A 21,091-nucleotide genomic window follows, 5' to 3' on the forward strand; every position below is an offset into this window, starting at 1 on the left:
CGGCGCGCCGAGAGTCTCCGGGCACGCGAGCCTGCCACCTTGTGCTTCCCCCTCCCCCACGGCGGGCGCGTTCCCCCGTTCCGGGGAAGCGCCGGGCCCGCCGCCACTGGAGCCAGACTAAAGGTGTCACCCTGCGCTCATGGCGCAATGCGAACAAGTCCTCACCCCGGTCGACACGGTCGTCGCCCGTCTGCGCGCCCTCGACGCGGCCCTGCCCGCGCGGGACGGGGTCGCGGTCTTCAACCGTGTCTACCTCGCCGTGACCCGGGCCGTGGACCGGCGCGTCGACGCCGGTCTGTTCCCCGACCCGCGTGCGGTGATCACCCTGGACGTCCGTTTCGCGGAGCGCTATCTGGCGGCCGTCGACGCGGCGGCGGACGGCCGGCGTCCCCCCGCCTGCTGGCGTCCGCTGTTCCAGTCCCGCCGCCATCCCGGGGTACGTCCGGTGCAGTTCGCGCTGGCGGGCATCAACGCGCACATCGGGCACGACCTCGCGCTGGCCGTCGTAGACACCTGCCGTACGCTCGGCTGCGAACCCGCCGACCTGGAGGACGAGTTCGAGGCCGTGGGCGAACTCCTCCTGTCGCTGGAGGAGCGCATCCGCGACGAGCTGGTGCCCGGCCCCGAGTCACTGAGGATCGCCGACCCGCTGACCCATCTGCTCGGCGCGTGGAGCCTGGACCGCGCCCGGGACGCGGCCTGGACGGCGGCGCGTGCCCTGTGGGCGCTGCGCCGGCTGCCCGACGTGGCAGCGGAGTTCACCGAACGGCTGGACACCGCGGTGGGGTTCGCGGGCCGCATGCTGCTCACTCCGCTGCCCGACTGACCTCAGTCCTCCGGGAGTTCGACGGGCGCGATCTCGTCGTACAGGTCGCCGGGACCCGGGTTGCCCGGGTCGGTGGCGCCCCCGAGCTGGTGCATGACGCCCCACACCGCGTTGAGCGCGGTCTGCACGGCGCCCTCGGCCCAGCCGGCCGTCCACGAGATGTCGTCGCCGGCGAGGAAGATGCCCCGCTTGTCCTCCGGCAGCCGGTCCTGCATGAAGTGGGTGAACAGCCGCCGCTGGTAGCGGTAGTGACCCGGCAGGTTGGCCTTGAACGCGCCCATGAAGTAGGGCTCGTTCTCCCAGGAGACGGTCACCGGGTTGCCGATGATGTGCTTCCGGATGTCGACCTTGGGGTAGATCTCGCCGAGCGACTTCAGCATGACCTCCATCCGCTCGTTCGCGGACAGGGGCAGCCACTTCAGACTGTCGTCGCACCAGGTGTAGGACAGGCAGATGACCGCCGGCTTGTCCGGGCCGTTGTCCAGCAGATAGGTCCCGCGGGTCATCCGGTCGGTGAGCGTCATCGACATGACGTCCCGCCCGGTGTCCTCGTCCTTGTCCAGCCAGAAGGGACGGTCCACGGGCACGAACAGCTTGGAGCTCTCCATGTAGTGGGTGCGCTCGATGGCGGTCCAGTGGTCGATCGGGAAGAGCGAGTCGTCACAGTCGATCTTCGACAGCAGCATCCAGGACTGCGCGGTGAAGATGGCCGCCCGGTACGTACGGATGTCACCACGGGCGTCCGTCACGGTGATCCGGTTGCCTGCGGTCCGCCCGAGCCGCGTGACGGCGGGCCGCGGCTCGCCGTCCACGTGCAGCGACTTCAACGACGTCCCGTACGGCCAGTGGACGATCTTCTCGGGCTCCCGCTCCCACAACCTGAGCGGCAGCTGCTGCGACCCGCCGACGATCCCCCGGTGATGGTCGTCGGCCTCGGTGTAGACGACCCGCAGAATCTCCAGGATGGAATTCGGGAAATCGGTGTCCCATCCCCCGGTCCCGAACCCGACCTGCCCGAAGATCTCCCGGTGCCGGAACGACTTGAAGGCCTCCGACTCGCACAGGAACCCGTAGAACGTCTGGTTGTCGAGCTTCTCCACCAGCCGCGACCAGATCTCCCGGATCCGCGGCACGTCCCGCTCGCGCAGGGCCCGGTTCATGTCGGAGAAGTCGGCCCCCTCCTCCAGACACCGCGCCCAGGCGTCGGCGACGTCACGGTAGACCTGCGGCAGATCGTCCATCGTCTCCGCGTAGTGCGACTCCCCCTTCAGATCGACGACGGTCGAAGGGGTCGCCTCGGCCAGCGGATTCGGGAAAGGCCGGGTCTCCAGCCCCACCAGGTCGATGTAGTGCTGCAGGGCCGTGGACGACGGCGGGAACCGCATGGCGCCCATCTCCGCCGTCAGCGACGGATCGCACCCCTCGAACCCGACGGTCCGCAGGCGCCCGCCGATCTGGTCGGCCTCGTACACGACCGGCTTGAGCCCCATCTTCATCAGCTCGTAGGCGGCGACGATCCCGGACAGCCCACCGCCGATGACGGCGACCTCGGTGCCGTGCTCGGTGGCCGGCACCTGCCCGATCCCGGCGGGGTGGGCCAGGAAGTCGTCGTACGCGTACGGGAAGTCAGGGCCGAACATGGTGATCGGCGGCTGCTGCTCGTCGGCGTGCTCGACGGCGTTGGGCACCGTGGACGTCATGGGGTACGGACTCCTTGCAGTGATGGGAACCAGGGAAGATCAGACGAGGGACCCGTAGAGGCGGGGCCGCCGGTCCCGCAGATACGGGTTGTCCTCACGCGACGCGGCGAGAAGCACCGGGTCGACGTCGGCGAGGAGCAGTTCCTCGCCCCGGCCGGCGCGAGCGCGGGCGACCCCGTCGGGCCCGGCCAGCGTGGACAGCCCCACGAACTCGAACGCGCCCTCCGGGCCGACCCGGTTGACGTACGCGATGTACAGCTGGCTCTCGAAGGCGCGCACGGGCACGACGGACTCGGCGACGAACTGGTACGGGTGCAGCTGGGCCGTGGGCACCAGCAGCAGGTCGGTGCCGGCGAGGGCGTGCGCGCGGACGTTCTCCGGGAACTCCACGTCGTAGCAGATCATCAGGCCGACGGTGAGTCCGTTCAGCTCGGCCTGCACGACCGGGTTCTCGCCCGGGGTGAAGTGGTCGTGCTCGAAGCAGCCGTAGAGGTGGGTCTTGCGGTAGTTCGCGAGACGGGCGCCGTCGGGGGCGACGAGCTGGACGGAGTTGTACACCGTGTCGCCGGCGCGCTCGGGGTAGCCGTAGGCGACGGCGAGGCCGTGGCGGGCGGCGGTCTCGGCGACCGCGTCCGCGGCGTCGCCGTCGGCGGGCTCGGCGAGACGGCCGAGGTCGTCGCCGATGGCATAGCCGGTGAGGAAGAGCTCCGAGGTCACCAGCAGTTCCGCGCCCGCCGCGGCGGCGCGGGCGGCCGCGTCGTCGAGAGCCTTGAGGTTCTCGGTGACATGGCCGGGGTGGCCGGAGCTCTGGAGCAGGGCGGTGCGCATGGGGGATCCTCACCGGGCAGGCGGGGGGTCGGGGGTCAATCATGAAGGTACGGGCGGGCGGGCTCGCCCAACAAGAAGGAGCCGTTGCGCACCGGTGCGGTGCTTGTTGCGTCTCGGACGCGGTTTCCGGCGATTCGTTGCGCGGGCGTGCGGGGGTGACCGTCGGACGTCCACCCCCGCCGCTACCTCTCTCCACCACCCCCTACGGGCGTCACGCCGTGCGGCGGGGGCGGGCAGCGGTCAACCCCACCGCCAGCACCACGTACGGCACCGCCGCCACCGCGAACGCCGCCCCGTGCCCGTGACCTGAGGCGATCACCGTGTACCCCGCGAACACGGTCAGCGTCACCACCTCCGTACCCAGCCCCGCCACCGACGTCAGCGTCGCCCGCCCCGTCGCCTCGATCCGGTGCTGCACACGCGTCTCCGCCAGCACCGTCGCCGCCTGGAACGCCCCGAACGCCACCGCGACGAGCACCAGCCCCACCACGGTCCCGCCCAAGGCCCCCACCGCCAGAGCGAGCCCGCCGCCGCCCAGCAGCAGCGCCAGCCCGCCCGTACCGAACCGCTCGCCCTCCCCCGCCAGCAGACTCCCCGCGGTGGCCCCGCCCCAGATCACCAGCAGCACCCCCGGCACGGCGGCATCGCCGACGCCCGCCTCCCGCACCAGCAGCGGCGTGTACTCGTCCAGCGCCCCCCACACCGCCGCCACCGCCGGCACCAGCAGCAACGCACGCCGCACGGACCGGTCCCGCCGAGCCTCACCCAGCCCGGCCCGCAGAGCGGCGACCCATCCCTGCCGCACGCCCGTTCCCGCCCGGGCGGCCCGCCGCTCGGGAAACCGCAAGGCCGTCACCGACGTCAGCAGACACACCAGCACACTCGCCGCCCCCACGGCCGCATGTCCGCCCCACGCCAGCACAGGCCCGGCCAGCCCCATCGCCGCCATCACGGCGACCAGCCCCGCCGCCCGCGCCCGTCCGAGCACGCGGGCGTACCGGTCCGCCGCCCCGCTCCGCTCCAGCTCGTCGTAGACGAGGGCCTCCAGCGCGCCCGAGGTCAGCGCCCCGCCGATCCCCCACAGCACGAACCCCACCGCGAAGGCGGCGTACGACGGCACGAGCACCCACGAGGCGAACCCGGCGCCCGTCAGCAGCGGACCGACGACCAGCAACAGCCGCCGCGACACCGCGTCGGCCCAGGCCCCGGACGGCACCTCCAGCACCACGGCGGTGACGGACCACAGGGCGAACAGGGACGAGATCTGCCACACGGACAGCCCGGCGTCGCTGAACAGCAGCGCGTACACCGGGTACAGCAGGACGAATTCTTCGAGGAACGAGTAGCCGTACAGCGTGGTCGTCAGCCGACGCACGCGCACGTCGACGGCACGCGTGGGCGTGAGAGTCATGAGGCCTTCCCGTAAGGGCGGTTCGGACACCGGACGCTGAGGTCGAACGGAGCCCGAGGCGGCCCTCGGGAGGCACTGCGCGTGGATCAATGTCGCCAGGTCATACCCCCGAGCGTAGTCCTCCTCCCGCCGGCGGCACCACCACATTCCCCTTCCGCTTGAGCCGCTGCCAGGGCAGCCGGTACCCGCTGAGCGCGGTGAGACAGGCCTGCACCAGCACCAGGTACATCACCTGCCGGTACACGATCTGCTGCACCGGCAGCGCCCACAGCGGCCGCAGCGGCTCCCCGTCGAGACGGAACGCGTACGCGGCGCACACCCCCTGCACCGCCAGCACCCCGCACCAGGCCAGCAGCGTGAGCGCCGCGTTCCCGAACACCAGCCCGTACACGGTCAGCAGGTCGATCAGCGGGGCGAGCAGCGGCGTGAGGATCTGGAACACCGCCAGCAACGGCAGCCCCACCCGCCCGAACCGCCCGGCGTGCCCCCGCTCGACGAGGGCGTGCCGGTGCTTCCACGCGGCCTGCATCGTGCCGTAGCTCCACCGGTACCGCTGGCGCCAGAGCTGCCGCAGGGACCCCGGCGCCTCGGTCCGGGCGACGGCGTGCTCGGCGTAGCGCACCTCCCAGCCGGCCCGGTGCAGGGCCATGGTGAGGTCGGTGTCCTCGGCGAGCGTGTCCCCGCTGAGCATCCCGGCCTCGCGCAGGGCACGGACGCGGAAGGCCCCGACCGCGCCGGGCACGGTCGGCATGCAGTGCAGCAGGTCGTACATGCGCCGGTCGAGGTTGAAGCCCATGACGTACTCGATGTGCTGCCAGCGGCCGAGCATGCCGTGCCGGTTGCCGACCTTGGCGTTGCCGGCGGTGGCGCCGACGGACGGGTCGGCGAACGGCTCGACGAGGCGCCGGACCGTCGAGGGCTCGAAGACGGTGTCGGCGTCCAGCATCACGACGATCTCGTGCGAGGCCCGCAGCACACCGGTGTTCAGCGCGGCCGCCTTGCCCCGGTTGGGCGTCCGCACCACGGTCACCCCGGGCAGCCCCAGCGCCTCGGCGGCGTCGGCGGTCCCGTCGTCGGACCCGTCGTCCACGACGACGATCTCCACGGGGTGGTCGCTCGCGGCCAGGGACCGCAGCGTCTTGCCGATGCACAGCACCTCGTTGCAGGCGGGCACGACCACGCTGACCGGCCCGGTGACGGGCGGACCCGGCCCGGCGCGCGGACACCGGCGTGCGAGTCGCGCGTGACGGTGGGCCAGCCCGAGCATCAGCACGCACCGCGCCAGCACCAGCCCCCCGACGACCAGCAGCAGCACGCCCAGCACCGACACCGTGGTCCCCGACACGGTCACGGCGGTCACGAACACCCACCCCTGCCACCGCGCCGCGGTGCCGGCGCCGTCCGTGAGTCGTTCGACGCCCACCAGCTCGGCGACCGTGGCGAAGCGGTAGCCGTCGGCCTTGAGCCGCGGCACCAGCGTCTCCAGCGCCCGCACGGTCTGCGAGCGGTCGCCGCCGGAGTCGTGCAGCAGGACGACCGTGCCCCGGCCGGGGGGGGTCGGGGGTGGCCGCGTCGGCGATGGCCCGGGCGCCGGGGCGGCTCCAGTCCCGGGTGTCCTGGTCGACGAAGGCCAGCACGTACCCCTTCTCGCCGAGGTGCCGGGCGACGGACCAGGACGGCCCGTCCAGCGCGCCGGCGGTCGAGGAGTACGGCATCCGCACGAGCGAGCTGTGGACGCCTGCGGCCCCGGCGAGTGCGAGCTGGGTGAACGCCAGCTCGCGGTCGACCGCGTCCCCGGACTGCGTGGCCAGGTCGGGGTGGGAGAAGGTGTGCACCCCGATCTCGTGCCCCGAGCGGATCAGGTCCCGTACCAGGCCGGGGTGGCGGGCGGTCTGGCGTCCGGTGACGAAGAAGGTGCCGGGGACGCCGTGGCGGTCGAGGACCTCGCGGACGCGGGGCGTCCACACGGGGTCGGGTCCGTCGTCGAAGGTCAGCACGACCGTTCTGCCGGGCGCTCGGTAGGAGCGCGGCGGATCGTGACCGGCGTCGACGACCGGTCCCCCGTCCGCGACCTCCCGGGGCACCCCCGCCCCGCTCCGCCCGGCCCGTTCCCCGCGGCCCTCCTGGTCCCCGGCGAAGCCGCGGGAGGTGTAGCCGTCGACGGCGAGGACGGAGACGACGAAGGCCAGCAGGACGAGGGGCACCACGATGCGGAACCAGTGCCGCCGCGGTCCCGGTGCCGCGGGCGGTGAACCGGCCGGGCGGTGCGGTCGCCGCCGCATCAGGGGGTCCCGGCGGCCGGCGGGTCGTCGGGCGGGGAGGCGCCGGGGTTCTCGGTCGGCGCCTCGGGCGTGGGCTGCGGTGTTCCGGGCGGCTCGGGCGGGTTGTCCGTACCGGGCCCGGAAGGCTCGCCTGTGCCGGGCGGCGGCGCCTCGGAGTCACCGCCGTCGGGAGGCGCGGACGGCTCGCCCGTACCGGGCTCGGCGGGCTCCTCGGGTTCGCCGCCCGGCTCCTCGGGGTCATCAGGCTCGTCGGACGGCGCCGGCTCGTCGGTGACCTCCACCCCGCCCGGGTCCGGCGGCTCCACCGGCACTCCGGCGACGCTCCCGGGACCGGCGCCGGGCGGCAGCAGCAACGAGCCCGCCGGGTCCTCCCCGGGGATCACGATCAGCGGTACGAGCGGCGAGCCGGGCCCCACCGCGGCCCCGGCGTCCTCGGGCGGCCGTGCGTCCCCGTCCGCGTCCTGCCGCTGCGGCGCGGCCGGTGAGGACTCCCCGGGCAGCGGCGGCAGCAGGGCTTCCGGGGCGAACGGGGTCGCCCCCATCAGGCTCAGCGCGAGCACGCTCAGATATCCGGCGGCCAGCCCGGCGGCCCCGTAGCCGGCCCGCCGCAGCAGCCGGGCCCGCCGGCCGGAGGCGTCGACGAAAACCGGGTCCGGCCCCTCGGACTCACCGGTCACCGCACCGGCATCGGAGGGCTGCCGCATATGCCCCAGATTACGCCGGTCCGGCGACCGTCACGCGGGGGACGGCGCACCGGCGACGGCGGGCCCGGCCCACGTGTCGCGGCTCATGCCGGCGAGCCGGACGAGAACCGCCGCAGCAGCGGCGACAGCACCAGCACGGACTTGGTCCGCTCCACGAAGGGCTCGCCGGCGATGCGCTCCAGCACCCGTTCGAAGTGCCGCATGTCGGAGGCGAAGACCTGGGCGACCGCGTCCGCGTCCCCGGTGACGGTGGACGCGGCGACGACCTCCTGGTACCGCTCCAGACCCCGCTGGATGGTCTCCGGGGAGGTGTTGCTGCGGCAGTAGATCTCGACGAACCCCTCCGTCTCCCAGCCGAGGGCGGCGGGATCCACCCGCACGGTGAAACCGGTGATGGCCCCGGTGGCGCGCAGCCGGTCCACGCGCCGTTTGACGGCGGGCGCGGAGAGGCCGACGAGCTGGCCGATGTCCGCGTAGGAGCGGCGGGCGTCCTCGGCGAGGGCGTGCACGATGCGTTCGTCGAGATCGTTCAGCACTGCGGGTCGTTCACTTCGCTTCCGACGGGGCGGGGGCGGCGAGCCGGGAGCGGCGGTAGCCGTAGAGGAAGTAGAACACGAGCCCGACGGCCATCCAGACACCGAAGACGACCCAGGTGACGGTGGACAGGCTGCCCATCATCCAGAGGCAGAAGCCGAGGCCGAGGGCGGGCAGCAGCGGGGACAGCGGGACCCGGAAGGAGCGCGGCATGTCGGGGCGGCTGCGGCGCAGCACCACGACGGCGACGTTGACCAGCGCGAAGGCGAAGAGGGTGCCGATGCTGGTGGCGTCGGCGAGCTGGCCGAGCGGGACGGCGGCGGCGAGCACACCGCAGAACAGGGAGACGATCAGGGTGTTGGCGCGGGGCGTGCCGGTGCGCGGGCTGACCCGGGCGAACACCTTGGGCACCAGTCCGTCGCGGGACATGGCGAACAGGATGCGGGTCTGGCCGTAGAGCACGGTGAGGACGACGCTGGCGATGGCGACGACGGCGCAGAACGCCAGCAGGGTGCCCCAGAAGCTCTGGCCGGTGACCTCGCGCATGATCTGGGCGAGGGTGGCCTCGGAGTCGGTGAACTGCCGCCACGGCTTGGCGCCCACGGCGACGGCGGCGACCAGGACGTACAGCGCGGTGATGATCGCGAGGGACAGCAGGATCGCGCGGGGCAGGTCGCGCTGCGCGTTCTTGGCCTCCTCGCCGGCGGTGGAGGCGGCGTCGAAGCCGATGTACGAGAAGAACAGGGTGGCTCCGGCGGCGCTGACGCCGGCCATGCCGAGCGGCATGAAGTTCTCGTAGTTGCCGGAGCGGAAGCCCTGGACGCCGATGGCGCAGAACAGCACGAGGGCGCCGATCTTGACGAGGACCATGACGGTGTTGGCGCGGGCGGACTCGCGGGCGCCGCCGAGCAGGAACGCCATGGCCAGCAGGACGACGATCAGCGCCGGCGCGTTGAAGATCCCGCCGTCGCCGGGCGGGGCGGACAGCGCGGCGGGCAGGGTGACGCCGATGGTGCCGTCGAGGAGCTCGTTGAGGTACTCGCCCCAGCCGACGGCGACGGCGGCGACCGAGACGCCGTACTCCAGCATCAGACACCAGCCGCAGACCCAGGCGATCAGTTCGCCCATCGTTGCGTACGCATACGAGTACGAGGAGCCGGAGACCGGGATGGTGCCGGCCAGCTCCGCGTAGGAGAGGGCGGAGAAGAGGGCCGTCAGACCGGCGATGACGAAGGACAGCGTGACCGCAGGACCGGCCTTGGGGACGGCCTCCCCGAGGACGACGAAGATGCCGGTGCCGAGCGTGGCGCCGATGCTGATCATCGTCAGCTGCCACAGTCCGAGGGAGCGGCGCAGGGCGCCGCCCTCGCCGCGGCCGCCCTCGGCGACCAGGCGTTCCACGGGCTTGCGGCGCATCAGGCGCATGCCCACGCCCTCGGAGTGGGGGGCGGCGGGACCGCCGTTGTGCGGGGGTGCGCCATGGTCGAGCACGCGCTGACTCCTTGATCGCTGCCGGGCTTCCGCGGCCGGGGACCGACGGCGCCCCGCGACAGCCGGGACCCGTCGAGCGGGGTCCCCGCCACACACGTACAGCGCGTAACCCTACGAGGTTCTTCGTTGCTGCTGAAATGCAGCAACCTTGCGCACCACCGCAAGATCATTGCGTTCCTCGGGGTGAGGCGGGTGTTCGTTGCGCCGGCCGTGTGGGCCGTTCCACACCCGCCCCACCGGACGGGTCAGCTCCAGCTGGCGTGCAGCGGCTTGCCCTCGGCGTAGCCGGCCGCGCTCTGGACGCCGACGACGGCCTTCTCGGCGAACTCCGCCAGCGAGGCGGCGCCGGCGTAGGTGCAGGAGGAGCGGACGCCGGCGATGATCGAGTCGATCAGGTCCTCGACGCCGGGGCGCTCCGGGTCGAGGAACATGCGGGAGGTGGAGATGCCCTCCTCGAACAGCGCCTTGCGGGCGCGGTCGTAGGCGGACTCCTCGGAGGTGCGGTTGCGCACGGCGCGGGCGGAGGCCATGCCGAAGGACTCCTTGTAGGGGCGGCCGTTCGCGTCGTGCTGGAGGTCGCCCGGGGACTCGTAGGTGCCGGCGAACCAGGAGCCGATCATCACGTTGGACGCGCCGGCCGCGAGGGCCATGGCCACGTCGCGCGGGTGACGGACACCGCCGTCGGCCCACACGTGCTTGCCGTACTTCCTCGCCTCGGCGGCGCACTCCAGCACGGCGGAGAACTGCGGCCGGCCGACGCCGGTCATCATCCGGGTGGTGCACATGGCGCCGGGGCCGACGCCGACCTTGACGATGTCCGCGCCCGCCTCGACGAGGTCGCGGACGCCCTCGGCGGAAACGATGTTGCCGGCGACGACCGGGACCTGCGGGTCGAGCCCGCGCACCAGCCGGACGGCGTTGACCATCGACTCCTGGTGGCCGTGGGCGGTGTCGATGACGAGGGTGTCGACGCCCGCCTCGAGGAGCTGCTTGGCCTTGCCCGCCACGTCGCCGTTGATGCCAACGGCGGCGGCGATACGCAGCCGTCCCCGGTCGTCGGTGGCGGGCCTGTAGAGGGTGGCGCGCAGGGCGCCCTTGCGGGTGAGGATGCCGGCCAGGCGGCCCTCGGCGTCCACGGCGGGCGCGTAGCGGCGGTTGGCGCCGTCGAGGGTGTTGAAGGCCTCGCGCGGGTCCATGCCGGCGTCGAGGAGGAGCAGGTCCTTGGACATGACCTCGTCGAGCTGGGTGAAGCGGTCCACGCCGGACAGGTCGGCGTCGGTGACCACGCCGACCGGACGGCGCTCCTCGTCGACGACCACGCCCGCGTTGTGCGCCCGCTTCGGCAGCAGGGACAGCGCGTCCGCGACGGTCTGGTGCGGGGCCAGCACGATCGGGGTGTCCAGCACCAGGTGGCGGGCCTTCACCCAGGAAACGACCTCGGTGACGACCTCGATCGGAATGTCCTGCGGTATGACCACGAGTCCGCCGCGCCGGGCGACCGTCTCGGCCATGCGGCGGCCGGCGATGGCGGTCATGTTGGCGACGACGAGCGGGACGGTGGTACCCGTGCCGTCCGGGGAGCTGAGGTCCACATCCTGCCGCGAGCCGACCGCGGAGCGGCTCGGCACCATGAAGACGTCGTCGTACGTCAGGTCGTAGGGGGGCTGGATGTCGTTGAGGAAACGCACGTGCTGCACATCCCAGTCGATCAGAGGTGGCCCCCGGACAGGTCAGCCAGGGGGAAGAGCACGTACTTCATTCTCCCATGGCGACCGGAATGTCAGTCCCGGTCGGATCGTCCAGCCTGGTCGGGAAGGTGCTCGGCGGATCCTCCAACGGCGAGCGCCACGGTGAGCGAGGGGTCGCGTTCTGCGGCCTCGGCGAACACCTCCTGGGCGGTCGCCCACTCCTGGGGGCGGGCGTCGGCATAGGCCCGCCAGCCGCGGACGACGAGCAGCAGCCCGCGTCCGTCCGCGCCCCCGGGCCGGACGGTGCGGTCGGAGAGGGAGTCGACGAGGGCGTCCCAGTTGCGGCCGAACCAGTCGGGCAGGCCGAGCGCGCGGACGCAGCGGTCCATCAGGCCCGCCTTGTCGGTCACCCCGTCGAGGTCGAGGGCGACCACGAGCGGGCCGGAGGGGTCGTGGGTCATCTCGGTACCGCCGTGAACGATGTGTAGGGGTCGTCGGTGCGGTACGTCCCGCCGTTCCGGCCGGTGACGACGCGCCGGGCGCCGCGGTCGTCCGGTCCGGGCGCGGGCGCCGTGCAGGCGCGGTAGTGGCCGCGTTCGCATTGGGGCGGCCCCCCTTCACCGCCGGACGCGGGAGGCGGGCCCGTGGCGGCGTCGTGCGGCCGACGCCGTCGGCCCTCTCCCGGTCCCACCCGCCGTCAGGGGCCGTCCGGGTCCGCGCGGTTCAGGGCGGAGCGCGGGGTGGGTCCGGCGGTCATCAGGTAGTCGGCGGCCGAGGTGTCGGTCACCAGGCTGGTGACGAGGCCGGAGCGCAGCACCGCGTCGATGGCCGGTCCCTTGCGCTGTCCGCCGGCGATGGCGACCACCTCGGGCACCTTGCGCAGCTGGTCGGTCTTGACCGTGATGCACCGCTCCCCCAGGTCGCGGCCGACCCGGCGCCCTTCGGCGTCGAAGAGGTGGGCGGACATCTCGGCGGCCACGCCGAGGGAGGCGTAGTGGGCCCGCTCCTCGTCGCTGAGCATGTCGTGCACCGTGGAGATGCCCGGCTCCCAGGAGCCGATGGACACGCAGGCGACGGTGACCTTGTCGAAGTACTCGAAGGCCCGCGCGATGCCCGTCTGGTGACGCAGCGCCTCCGCGGTGGCGGCGTCCGGCAGCAGCATCGGCGCGTAGATGGGGTGGGCGTCGCCGCCCGACACCTGCGCGGCGCGGCGCACGGCCTCGACGGAGCCGCGCTCCGCCGTGCCCGCGTCGTACACGCCGGTCAGCTGGACGACCGTGCAGGGCGGCAGCCGGTCCAGGGCCGCCGCCATGTGGATGGTGGAACGCCCCCAGGCGAGGCCCAGCACGTCCCCCTCGTTGACCAGCTCGCCGAGCAGGTCGGCGGCCACCTCTCCCAGGTTCTCGGGGTCGGGCGTCTCCTCGGCCTCGGCCGGGGACTCGACCACGACGGCGTGCCGCAGGCCGTAGCGGGCGCGGAGCGCGTCCGAGCGCTCGGCGTCCAGCTCGGCGGGTACGCGGATCTCGATGCGTACCAGATCCCGCTCGAGGGCGGTCTCCAGGACCCGGGCCACCTTGAAGCGGCTGACGCCGAACTCCTCGGCGATCTGGATCTTGGACTTGCCCTCGAGGTAGAAGCGGCGGGCCATGGCCGCCGCCTGCACCAGCTCAGCGGGTCCCATCCGCATGGCTGACCGGCCCGCCGACATACCCGACACGGCGATCTCCTCACTGCTGTTCACACTCTGGACTCGCCGTTCATCCTTGCAGATCCGGCGCTGTCGATCAGCCCTGCTGACCGCCGTTCACGTACATGACGCTCAGTGGTCGTGCAACCACGACGCCCTGGACGTCGCCGCCTCCGCCTGCTTGCGCAGGGCACGGACCGCCTCGGCCGGGTCCGACGCCCCGTACACGGCGGATCCCGCGACGAAGACGTCCGCGCCGGCGTCGGCGCACTGCTCGATGGTCGAGGCCGACACACCGCCGTCGACCTGCAGCCACAGCTCCAGACCGTGCTTGCTGATCAGCTCACGGGTGCGGCGGATCTTCGGCAGCATGATGTCGAGGAACGCCTGCCCGCCGAAGCCCGGCTCAACCGTCATGATCAGCAGCATGTCCAGCTCGGGCAGCAGATCCTCGTACGGCTCGATCGGCGTCGCGGGCCGCAGCGCCATGGAGGCGCGGGCGCCCTTGGCGCGGATCTCCCGGGCGAGCCGGACGGGCGCGGTGGCCGCCTCGACGTGGAAGGTGACGGAGCCCGCCCCCGCCTCCACGTACTGCGGCGCCCAGCGGTCGGGCGCCTCGATCATCAGATGACAGTCCAGCGGCGTGTCCGTGGCCCGGGCGAGCGACTCGACGACCGGCACGCCGAGCGTCAGGTTCGGCACGAAGTGGTTGTCCATCACGTCGACGTGGAGCCAGTCGGCTCCCTCCACGGCCTTCGCCTCCTCGGCGAGCCGGGCGAAGTCGGCGGACAGAATGCTGGGACTGATCTGCGGGGCCATGCCCCAAGCGTATGCGCTGCGCCGCGCGGCGGTACGAACGGTCCGGGGACTGGTCAACGGCGGGCGGCGGCGCGGAGATCCACGCCGCCGCGAGACGTCGCCCACGGCGGTCGGCCACTGCGCCGCGGGGCGCCCGCGCCTCGGGGTCAGGCAGTGCGGCGCAACAGCGCCAAGTACATCGCGTCCGTGCCGTGGAGGTGGGGCCAGAGCTGGATGTCGGGGCCGTCGCCGAGGTCGGGGACGTCGGGGAGGAGGGGACGGGCGTCGATCAGTTCGGCGTCCGGGAACTGCTTGAGGAGGTCCGCCACCACCGCCCGGGTCTCCGCGAGGTGCGGTGAGCAGGTCGCGTAGCCGACGACGCCGCCGACCCGCACGGACTCCAGGGCGGTCCGCAGCAGCCCGCGCTGGAGCGGCGCGAAGCCGTCCAGGTCCTCCGGGCGTCGCCGCCACCGCGCCTCGGGCCGCCGGCGCAGGGCGCCGAGACCGGTGCACGGCACGTCGACCAGCACCCGGTCGAAGCTGCCGGGCCGCCACGGCGGACGCGTCCCGTCGGCGGCGACCACCTGGTACGGGCCGGGGTTCCCGGCCAGCGCCTTGGCCACCAGCCCCGCCCGGTGCGGCTGCTTCTCGGAGGCGAGCAGCACGGCCCCGCGCTCCGCGGCGAGGGCGCCGAGCAGCGCCGCCTTGCCGCCGGGACCCGCGCACGCGTCCAGCCACCTCCGGTCCGGCCCCTCGACGGGCGCCGCCGCGAGCGCGAGCGCCACCAGTTGGCTGCCCTCGTCCTGGACCCCGGCCCGCCCCTCGGCGACCGCCGGGACCGCGCCGGGCTCCCCGCCCTCGGTGAGCCGCACCGCGTACGGGGACCAGCGGCCGGGGACGGCGGCCTCCTCGGCGAGCAGCTCGTCGGTGGTGGCCCGCCCGGGACGCGCGACCAGCGTCACCTCGGGCCGCTCGTTGTCGGCGCGCAGCAGCTCCTCCACCCCGGCTCGCCCGCCGCCGAGGGAGTCCCACAGCGCGGAGACCACCCAGCGCGGGTGGGAGTGCACGACGGCGAGGTGGTCCTCGGGATCCTCGTCGTACGGCGGAGCGACCCGCTCCAGCCAGCCGTCCAGGTCGTCCTGGGCGATCTTCCGCAGCACGGCGTTGACGAACTTGGCGCGCCCGTCGCCGAGCACCACCCGGGCCAGCTCGACGGTGGCGGACACGGCGGCGTGCGTCGGGATCCGCGTGCCGAGGAGCTGGTGCGCGCCGAGGCTCAGCACGTCCAGCACCGGCGGGTCGACCTCGCGCAGCGGCCGGTCGACGCACGCGGCGATGACGGCGTCGTAGGTGCCCTGGCGGCGCAGGGTGCCGTACACCAGCTCGGTGGCCAGCGCCGCGTCCCGCGCGTCGAACTTCTCGGGTCCCTCGTTCTCCCGCGCCTTGCGCAGCAGCGGGGGCAGGACGAGGTTGGCGTACGCGTCACGCTCGTCCACGGCCCTCAGCGCCTCGAAGGCGAGGACGCGGACGGGGTCCTTCTTGGGACGGCGGTAGGGCTTGGCGGGCCTGCGGGGCCGACGGGGCTGGTCGCTCACGAAAAAGGTGCTCCGGATGTGGGTGGACGTGCGCGCTCCAGCCTACGGCGTACTGCCGGGGAGGAGCCGGGGGCGTCAGTCGCCGAGGGTCTCCCCGGCCGCGATCCGCACCCCGCGCGCCCAGTCCGCGCCGCGCATCGGCTTCTTGCCCTGGGGCTGCACCCACAGCAGCTCCACGGCGTACGAACCGGTCCCGGCGTACACGTTGTTCTTGCCCGCGGACAGCTGAGCGGGCGTCAGGTCCGTCCGCTCCGGCACGGGCCGGGCCTGGACGATCTTCAGCCGCTCGCCGCGGAAGGTGGTCCAGGCGCCGGGCGCGGGCGTGCAGCCGCGCACCACCCGGTCGACGCGCAGCGCCGGGGCCCGCCAGTCGACGCGCGCGTCCTCGACCTTGACCTTGGGGGCCAGGCTGACGCCCTCGGCGGGCTGCGGCACGGCCTTCAGCGTGCCGTCCTCGATGCCGTCCATGGTCGCGGCGAGCAGTCCGGCGCCGGCGAAGGCGAGCCGGGTGAGCAGGTCGCCGCTGGTGTCGGTGGGACGGATCTCCTCGGTGACCGTGCCGTAGACGGGCCCGGAGTCCAGACCCTCCTCGATGAGGAAGGTGCTGGCGCCGGTGATCTCGTCGCCCGCCATGATCGCGTGCTGCACGGGAGCCGCGCCGCGCCAGGCCGGCAGCAGCGAGAAGTGCAGGTTGACCCAGCCGTGGGCGGGGATGTCGAGGGCCACCCGGGGCAGCAGCGCGCCGTAGGCGACGACGGGGCAGCAGTCGGGGGCGATCTCCCTGAGCCGCTCCAGGAAGTCGGGGTCCTTCGGCCGGACCGGCTTCAGCACCTCGATGCCGGCCTCCTCCGCCCGCTCGGCGACCGGCGAGGCGACCAGCCGGCGGCCGCGTCCGGCGGGCGCGTCCGGCCGCGTGACGACGGCGGCGACCTCGTGCCGCCCGGAGGCGAGAAGAGCGTCCAGTGCGGGAACGGCGACCTCGGGGGTACCGGCGAAGACGAGCTTCATGGGGTGCGGAGGGCCTCTCGGGCGGGAACGGTTCGGGCGGCGCACCAGTCTATGGGGCGGCCTTCCGCCGTGGGCGCAGGTACGAGATCCACGTCCGGGGCCGTCGCTCGCGGTGCAGGAACGTTCCGAGCTGGGGACGGTCCCGTGCGCGCCGGTTTCCGCGGGGGCGTACGCATATGCCGCCGCGCCCCAGCCCGTGACCCGGGGACCGGAACGGCGTTGGTCAAGAAAGAGTTGACCACGGGCCCCGACAGGGTCCATCCCTTTCAACGCCGGTTCGAGAGGCTTGTTCATGGCCGACCACGCAACCCACGACGCCCAGGCTCGGGCCAGCCTGCACTTGCTGGTGCGGGACATCGAGCGGGTCCGCCGGCAGGTGGACGCACTGCGCACGCTCACCGCCCAGCTCGGCAACGTCTACCGCCCGCGCCGCTCCGGTCCCTCCACGGGCTTCGTCGTCTACGGACGGGCCCCCGCCCCGACCGTCCGACTCGCCCAGGAACTGCGGGACAGCGTCGAGACCCTGGTCACGGCCGCCGTGGACTTCGACCGCTCCCTGGGCTTCTCGTGGGACGCGGTGGGCTCCGCGCTCGGTGTCACCAAGCAGGCCGTGCACCGCCGGTACGGCGCCCGCCGGGCGGCCGCGCAGGCGGCGGCCACCTCCGAGGCCGAGCGGAGCCCGGAGCCGTCGGGCGCCCGCACCGTCAACGTCGGCTCCGGCGTGACCACGGTGCCCACGGTGCCGGCGGCCCGCGCCATGCCCACCCAGCCCACCGCGGGCAGCCCGTCCCTCCGCGACGACTCCCGCCCCACGGCCTTCCCGACCCCGCGCAACGGCTGACCCCGCCCACGCCCTCCCGACCGCCGTCCCGGGAGGGCGTGCCTCACATCCGGGGCACGCCCCGTTCCTGCTCGCGTGGTGCGCGCCGAAGACGCCGCGGGGCGCGCGTCACACCCGTCGGGCACGCGCCCTACCCGATGTCCGCCGGATCGATCCGCACCCACACCGGCGTGCTGCCGCCCCGCGCCATCCGCGCCGCCTGCGCGGCCTTCAACGCCCCCGCGAGCGCCGCCCCGTTCCCCGGGGGGACGCGGATCAGAGCCCGGTCCCACTGCTCCCCCGGCGGGGGCGCCCCCGGCCGACGGGGACGCCCCGCGGAAGTGACCGGCATCGGCACCGGCCCCAGCACCTCCGCGGTGGGCGGCAGCTCCACGGCCCCGAGGAATTCGGCCACGGCCTCCCCGGGCCCGGCCACCGCCGCCATCCGTGACACCGGCGGAAAACCCAGCTCACCCCGCTCCGCCAGTTCCCGTACCGCGAATCCCGCGGGGTCCCAGCGCACCAGCGCCTGCACCGGCCTCAGGGTCGGTTCGGCGACCACGACCACCGTGCCGCCCGCCGTCTGCGGCCGGACCAGCGCCGCCGCGCCCATCCACCGCCGCAGCGCCTCCTCCCCGGCCCGCAGGTCGGGGCGGCTCAGCATGGCCCAGCCGTCCAGCAGCAGCGCCGCCGCGTACCCGCCCTCGGCGACCGGTTCCGCGCCCGGTGTGCTCACCACCACCGCGGGCGCCCCGGGCACCGTGTCCAGCACGTGCTCCCGCCCCGACGTACGGACCGGCACCGCGGGGAACGCCCGCCCCAGTTCCTCGGCGGTGCGCCGCGCCCCCACCACCTGCGCCCGCAGCCGGAAGCCGCCGCACTCGGGACAGTGCCAGCGGCTCTCCGTGCGCCCGCACCACGCGCAGCGCAGATCGTCGGAGCCATGCGCCTCCAGCGGGCCCGAACAGTGGCGGCACCGCGCCGGCGCCCGGCAGGTCGCACACGCCATCCGCGGGACGTAGCCGCGCCGGGGCACCTGGACCAGCACCGGGCCGTGCCGCAGTCCCTCCCGGACGGCCTGCCAGGCGAGCGTGGGCAGGCGGGCGGCGCGGGCGGCCTCGTCCCGTGCGAGATCCTGGTCGCCCACGGTCCGCACCAGCGGCGCGGCGGCCCGCACCCGCTCCCGCGCGGCCTGCAGCGGCCGGGCCCAGCCGGTGTCCACGAGCTGCGCGGCCTCCACCGTGCAGCTCCAGCCGCCCAGCAGGAAGCCGCACCGGTCCTGCGCGGCCCGCAGCAGCAGCACCTCCCGAGCGTGCGGCTGCGGGGCGTGCTGCTCGCTGTGGTTGTCGTCGCCGTCGTCCCACACGGCGACCAGCCCGAGGTCGCGCACCGGGGCGAACATCGCCGCCCGCGTCCCGATCACCGCCCTCACCGCACCGCGCCGTACGGCGAGCCACCGGGCGTACCGCTTCTCCGGTCCGGCGTCGGCGGTGAGCACCGCGTGCCGGCCCTCCCCCAGCAGCTCGGTGAGCGCGGCGTCGAGCCGGGCCACGGCCCGCCCGTCCGGCAGGACGACCAGCGCGCCGCGCCCCGAGGACAGGGTCGCCGCGACCGCCCGGGCGATCTCCTCGCACCACAGCGGGCCGGGCAGGGCGTTCCACACGGCGCGCGGGCTGCCGCCCGTGGCCAGGGACTCCAGGAAGGCCGGACCCTGCTCGTACCGCTCCCAGGACCCGGCCGCCGGTGCCGGGGGCGGGGGCAGCGGGTCCGGCGAGGGGCGCTGCTCGGCGCGGGCGTTGCGCGGCGGCACCGCGAGCTGGAGGACGTCGGCGAGACTGCCCGCGTACCGGTCGGCGACCGCGCGGGCGAGACCGAGCAGCTCCTCGTCCAGCACCCGCTCGGGCGAGACGACCTGGGCCAGCGCGGCCAGGGGCCCCGCGTAGTCGGATGCGGCCCGGCGCTCGACCAGGAACCCGTCGATCAGGCCCCCGCCCTCACGCCGCCCGTCCCGCACCCGGTGCCGGCCGGCGCCGAACCGCACCCGCACCCGGACCCCCGGCTGGGCGTCGGCGTCCAGCTCCTCGGGCACGGCGTAGTCGAAGTAGCGGTCGAGATGGAGGACGCCCTTGTCGACGAGGACCCGGGCGACGGGCAGCTCCTTGGCGAGGGCGGCGCCGCGCCAGGTGCGGGGCTTGGCGCGGGGGGTTTGCGCCTGGCGGACGGTCTCTCGGATGAGGGCGAGCTGTTCCGGGGGCGCGCCTTGCGCGTCCCCGGCGGTCCGTCCGTCCTCGCTGCTCACCCCTGCATTGTTCCAAACGCGACTGACAACACCGCGGCCCGCCAAGGACGCGCAAGGCGTGCCCGCAACGCACCGAGGCCCGGTGCCCTCCCGAGAGGGAGCGGCACCGGGCCTCGGCCGGGAACAGCCCGCGCCGTTACAGCCCCGCGGCCTTCTTCAGCGCGTCCACGCGGTCGGTGCGCTCCCAGGTGAAGTCCGGCAGCTCACGGCCGAAGTGGCCGTACGCCGCGGTCTGGGCGTAGATCGGACGCAGCAGGTCCAGGTCACGGATGATCGCGGCGGGTCGGAGGTCGAAGACCTCGTCGATCGCCCGCTCGATCTTCTCCACGTCGACCTTGGCGGTGCCGAAGGTCTCCACGAACAGGCCCACCGGCTCGGCCTTGCCGATCGCGTACGCGACCTGCACCTCGCAGCGCGCGGCCAGGCCGGCCGCGACCACGTTCTTGGCGACCCAGCGCATCGCGTACGCCGCGGAGCGGTCCACCTTGGACGGGTCCTTGCCGGAGAAGGCGCCGCCGCCGTGGCGGGCCATGCCGCCGTAGGTGTCGATGATGATCTTCCGGCCGGTGAGGCCGGCGTCGCCCATCGGGCCGCCGATCTCGAAGCGCCCGGTGGGGTTCACCAGCAGCCGGTAGTTCTCGGTGTCGAGCTTGATGCCGTCGTCGAGCAGCGCCTTCAGCTCCGGCTCCACGACGAACTCGCGGATGTCGGGAGCGAGCAGCGACTCCAGGTCGATGTCGGAGGCGTGCTGCGAGGAGACGACCACGGTGTCGAGGCGGACCGCCTTGTCGCCGTCGTACTCGATGGTGACCTGGGTCTTGCCGTCCGGGCGCAGGTAGGGGATGGTCCCGTTCTTGCGCACGTCGGACAGGCGCTTGGACAGGCGGTGCGCCAGGAAGATCGGCAGCGGCATCAGCGTCGGCGTCTCGTCCGTCGCGTAGCCGAACATCAGGCCCTGGTCGCCGGCGCCCTGCCGGTCCAGCTCGTCGTCGTCGCCCTCGACCCGGGTCTCGTAGGCCGTGTCGACGCCCTGGGCGATGTCCGGGGACTGCGCGCCGATCGACACGGAGACGCCGCAGGAGGCGCCGTCGAAGCCCTTCTTCGAGGAGTCGTAACCGATCTCCAGGATCTTGCTGCGCACCAGCGTCGCGATGTCCGCGTACGTCTTGGTGGTGACCTCGCCGGCCACGTGCACGAGGCCGGTGGTGATCAGGGTCTCGACGGCGACCCGGGAGGTCGGGTCCTCGCGGAGCAGCGCGTCGAGAATGGTGTCGCTGATCTGGTCAGCGATCTTGTCGGGGTGACCCTCGGTCACGGACTCCGAGGTGAACAGACGACGGGACACAATGCTCCCTGGGGTTGCAGCGGCTGCTGGCTGATCATGGGCGGACGGCGGGGGCTGCACCCGACGCCGTCCGTG

Annotated in this window: 17 protein-coding genes and 1 pseudogene; 2 read left to right on the top strand and 16 right to left on the bottom strand. The window is 73.8% G+C overall.

Translation table 11 applies throughout. From position 1 onward, the window contains the following. The first annotated feature begins 139 nt into the window (after nucleotides 1–139). Nucleotides 140–826: a DUF5995 family protein gene (locus ACP7TJ_RS04895; protein ID WP_193459248.1), complete on the top strand. Its 687-nt coding sequence runs from the start codon at nucleotides 140–142 to the stop codon at nucleotides 824–826. A 2-nt stretch (nucleotides 827–828) separates the two neighbouring features. Here the strand turns inward: ACP7TJ_RS04895 and ACP7TJ_RS04900 are convergent, their stop codons facing one another. From ACP7TJ_RS04900 to fmt, 14 genes and pseudogenes are all read right to left on the bottom strand, one after another. Then, a complete protein-coding gene (locus tag ACP7TJ_RS04900) occupies nucleotides 829–2,526 on the bottom strand; it encodes a flavin monoamine oxidase family protein (RefSeq protein ID WP_367453050.1) in 1,698 nt (565 codons plus the stop codon). Nucleotides 2,527–2,565: 39 nt separating this feature from the next. Then, nucleotides 2,566–3,354, bottom strand: coding sequence for a carbon-nitrogen hydrolase family protein (locus ACP7TJ_RS04905; RefSeq protein WP_193459249.1), 789 nt, complete (start codon nucleotides 3,352–3,354; stop codon nucleotides 2,566–2,568). A 211-nt stretch (nucleotides 3,355–3,565) separates the two neighbouring features. After that, entirely contained in the window at nucleotides 3,566–4,765 is a 1,200-nt protein-coding gene (locus ACP7TJ_RS04910; RefSeq protein WP_367488590.1) for an MFS transporter, read from the bottom strand. Between the two features lie 100 nt (nucleotides 4,766–4,865). Next, a pseudogene (locus tag ACP7TJ_RS04915) lies at nucleotides 4,866–7,047 on the bottom strand (bifunctional polysaccharide deacetylase/glycosyltransferase family 2 protein). Next, on the bottom strand, nucleotides 7,047–7,751 hold the full coding sequence (locus tag ACP7TJ_RS04920) for a hypothetical protein (RefSeq protein WP_193459252.1): 705 nt from the start codon (nucleotides 7,749–7,751) through the stop codon (nucleotides 7,047–7,049). Before ACP7TJ_RS04920 ends, ACP7TJ_RS04915 begins: the two are co-directional and overlap by 1 nt. Before the next feature lie 83 nt (nucleotides 7,752–7,834). Further along, nucleotides 7,835–8,287 (bottom strand): Lrp/AsnC family transcriptional regulator, encoded by a 453-nt coding sequence (locus ACP7TJ_RS04925; protein ID WP_030867804.1) that lies wholly within the window; start codon nucleotides 8,285–8,287, stop codon nucleotides 7,835–7,837. A 10-nt stretch (nucleotides 8,288–8,297) separates the two neighbouring features. Further along, nucleotides 8,298–9,776: an amino acid permease gene (locus ACP7TJ_RS04930; protein WP_093768256.1), complete on the bottom strand. Its 1,479-nt coding sequence runs from the start codon at nucleotides 9,774–9,776 to the stop codon at nucleotides 8,298–8,300. Between the two features lie 245 nt (nucleotides 9,777–10,021). Continuing rightward, a complete protein-coding gene (locus ACP7TJ_RS04935; protein ID WP_193459317.1) occupies nucleotides 10,022–11,464 on the bottom strand; it encodes a GuaB1 family IMP dehydrogenase-related protein in 1,443 nt (480 codons plus the stop codon). A gap of 92 nt (nucleotides 11,465–11,556) precedes the next feature. Beyond that, on the bottom strand, nucleotides 11,557–11,925 hold the full coding sequence (locus tag ACP7TJ_RS04940) for a barstar family protein (RefSeq protein WP_427762263.1): 369 nt from the start codon (nucleotides 11,923–11,925) through the stop codon (nucleotides 11,557–11,559). Then, nucleotides 11,922–12,155 carry a ribonuclease domain-containing protein gene (locus ACP7TJ_RS04945; protein WP_427762265.1) on the bottom strand — a complete coding sequence of 78 codons (234 nt, stop codon included), beginning with the start codon at nucleotides 12,153–12,155 and terminating at the stop codon, nucleotides 11,922–11,924. The genes ACP7TJ_RS04940 and ACP7TJ_RS04945 overlap by 4 nt, the downstream gene beginning before the upstream one ends. 6 nt (nucleotides 12,156–12,161) lie before the next feature. Continuing rightward, complete coding sequence (locus tag ACP7TJ_RS04950; protein WP_019523731.1) at nucleotides 12,162–13,205, bottom strand: sugar-binding transcriptional regulator; 1,044 nt, start codon at nucleotides 13,203–13,205, stop codon at nucleotides 12,162–12,164. Between the two features lie 78 nt (nucleotides 13,206–13,283). Continuing rightward, entirely contained in the window at nucleotides 13,284–13,970 is a 687-nt protein-coding gene (gene rpe, locus ACP7TJ_RS04955; RefSeq protein ID WP_189910316.1) for a ribulose-phosphate 3-epimerase, read from the bottom strand. Between the two features lie 146 nt (nucleotides 13,971–14,116). Further along, entirely contained in the window at nucleotides 14,117–15,544 is a 1,428-nt protein-coding gene (locus ACP7TJ_RS04960) for an RsmB/NOP family class I SAM-dependent RNA methyltransferase (protein WP_093768261.1), read from the bottom strand. Nucleotides 15,545–15,619: 75 nt separating this feature from the next. Continuing rightward, nucleotides 15,620–16,552, bottom strand: a complete 933-nt coding sequence (gene fmt, locus ACP7TJ_RS04965) for a methionyl-tRNA formyltransferase (RefSeq protein ID WP_427762268.1) — start codon at nucleotides 16,550–16,552, stop codon at nucleotides 15,620–15,622. A gap of 292 nt (nucleotides 16,553–16,844) precedes the next feature. Between fmt and ACP7TJ_RS04970 the strand changes: the two genes are divergently transcribed. Beyond that, complete coding sequence (locus tag ACP7TJ_RS04970) at nucleotides 16,845–17,393, top strand: hypothetical protein (protein WP_427762270.1); 549 nt, start codon at nucleotides 16,845–16,847, stop codon at nucleotides 17,391–17,393. Nucleotides 17,394–17,523: 130 nt separating this feature from the next. Here ACP7TJ_RS04970 and ACP7TJ_RS04975 read toward each other — a convergent pair whose 3' ends face one another. Together ACP7TJ_RS04975 and metK are read right to left on the bottom strand one after the other, a co-directional pair. Beyond that, complete coding sequence (locus tag ACP7TJ_RS04975; protein ID WP_401409052.1) at nucleotides 17,524–19,671, bottom strand: primosomal protein N'; 2,148 nt, start codon at nucleotides 19,669–19,671, stop codon at nucleotides 17,524–17,526. A gap of 136 nt (nucleotides 19,672–19,807) precedes the next feature. Continuing rightward, nucleotides 19,808–21,016, bottom strand: a complete 1,209-nt coding sequence (gene metK, locus ACP7TJ_RS04980) for a methionine adenosyltransferase (RefSeq protein WP_093768265.1) — start codon at nucleotides 21,014–21,016, stop codon at nucleotides 19,808–19,810. Nucleotides 21,017–21,091: the final 75 nt, after the last annotated feature.

The organism is Streptomyces sp. DSM 41931, assembly GCF_050271085.1.
Lineage (GTDB): Bacteria > Actinomycetota > Actinomycetes > Streptomycetales > Streptomycetaceae > Streptomyces > Streptomyces albogriseolus.

Coding starts and splice junctions, on each gene's coding strand:
- ACP7TJ_RS04895 (WP_193459248.1), top strand. CDS start 140: ATGGCGCAATGCGAACAAGTCCTCACCCCGGTCGACACGGTCGTCGCC.
- ACP7TJ_RS04900 (WP_367453050.1), bottom strand. CDS start 2,526: ATGACGTCCACGGTGCCCAACGCCGTCGAGCACGCCGACGAGCAGCAG.
- ACP7TJ_RS04905 (WP_193459249.1), bottom strand. CDS start 3,354: ATGCGCACCGCCCTGCTCCAGAGCTCCGGCCACCCCGGCCATGTCACC.
- ACP7TJ_RS04910 (WP_367488590.1), bottom strand. CDS start 4,765: ATGACTCTCACGCCCACGCGTGCCGTCGACGTGCGCGTGCGTCGGCTG.
- ACP7TJ_RS04920 (WP_193459252.1), bottom strand. CDS start 7,751: ATGCGGCAGCCCTCCGATGCCGGTGCGGTGACCGGTGAGTCCGAGGGG.
- ACP7TJ_RS04940 (WP_427762263.1), bottom strand. CDS start 11,925: ATGACCCACGACCCCTCCGGCCCGCTCGTGGTCGCCCTCGACCTCGAC.
- rpe (WP_189910316.1), bottom strand. CDS start 13,970: ATGGCCCCGCAGATCAGTCCCAGCATTCTGTCCGCCGACTTCGCCCGG.
- fmt (WP_427762268.1), bottom strand. CDS start 16,552: ATGAAGCTCGTCTTCGCCGGTACCCCCGAGGTCGCCGTTCCCGCACTG.
- ACP7TJ_RS04970 (WP_427762270.1), top strand. CDS start 16,845: ATGGCCGACCACGCAACCCACGACGCCCAGGCTCGGGCCAGCCTGCAC.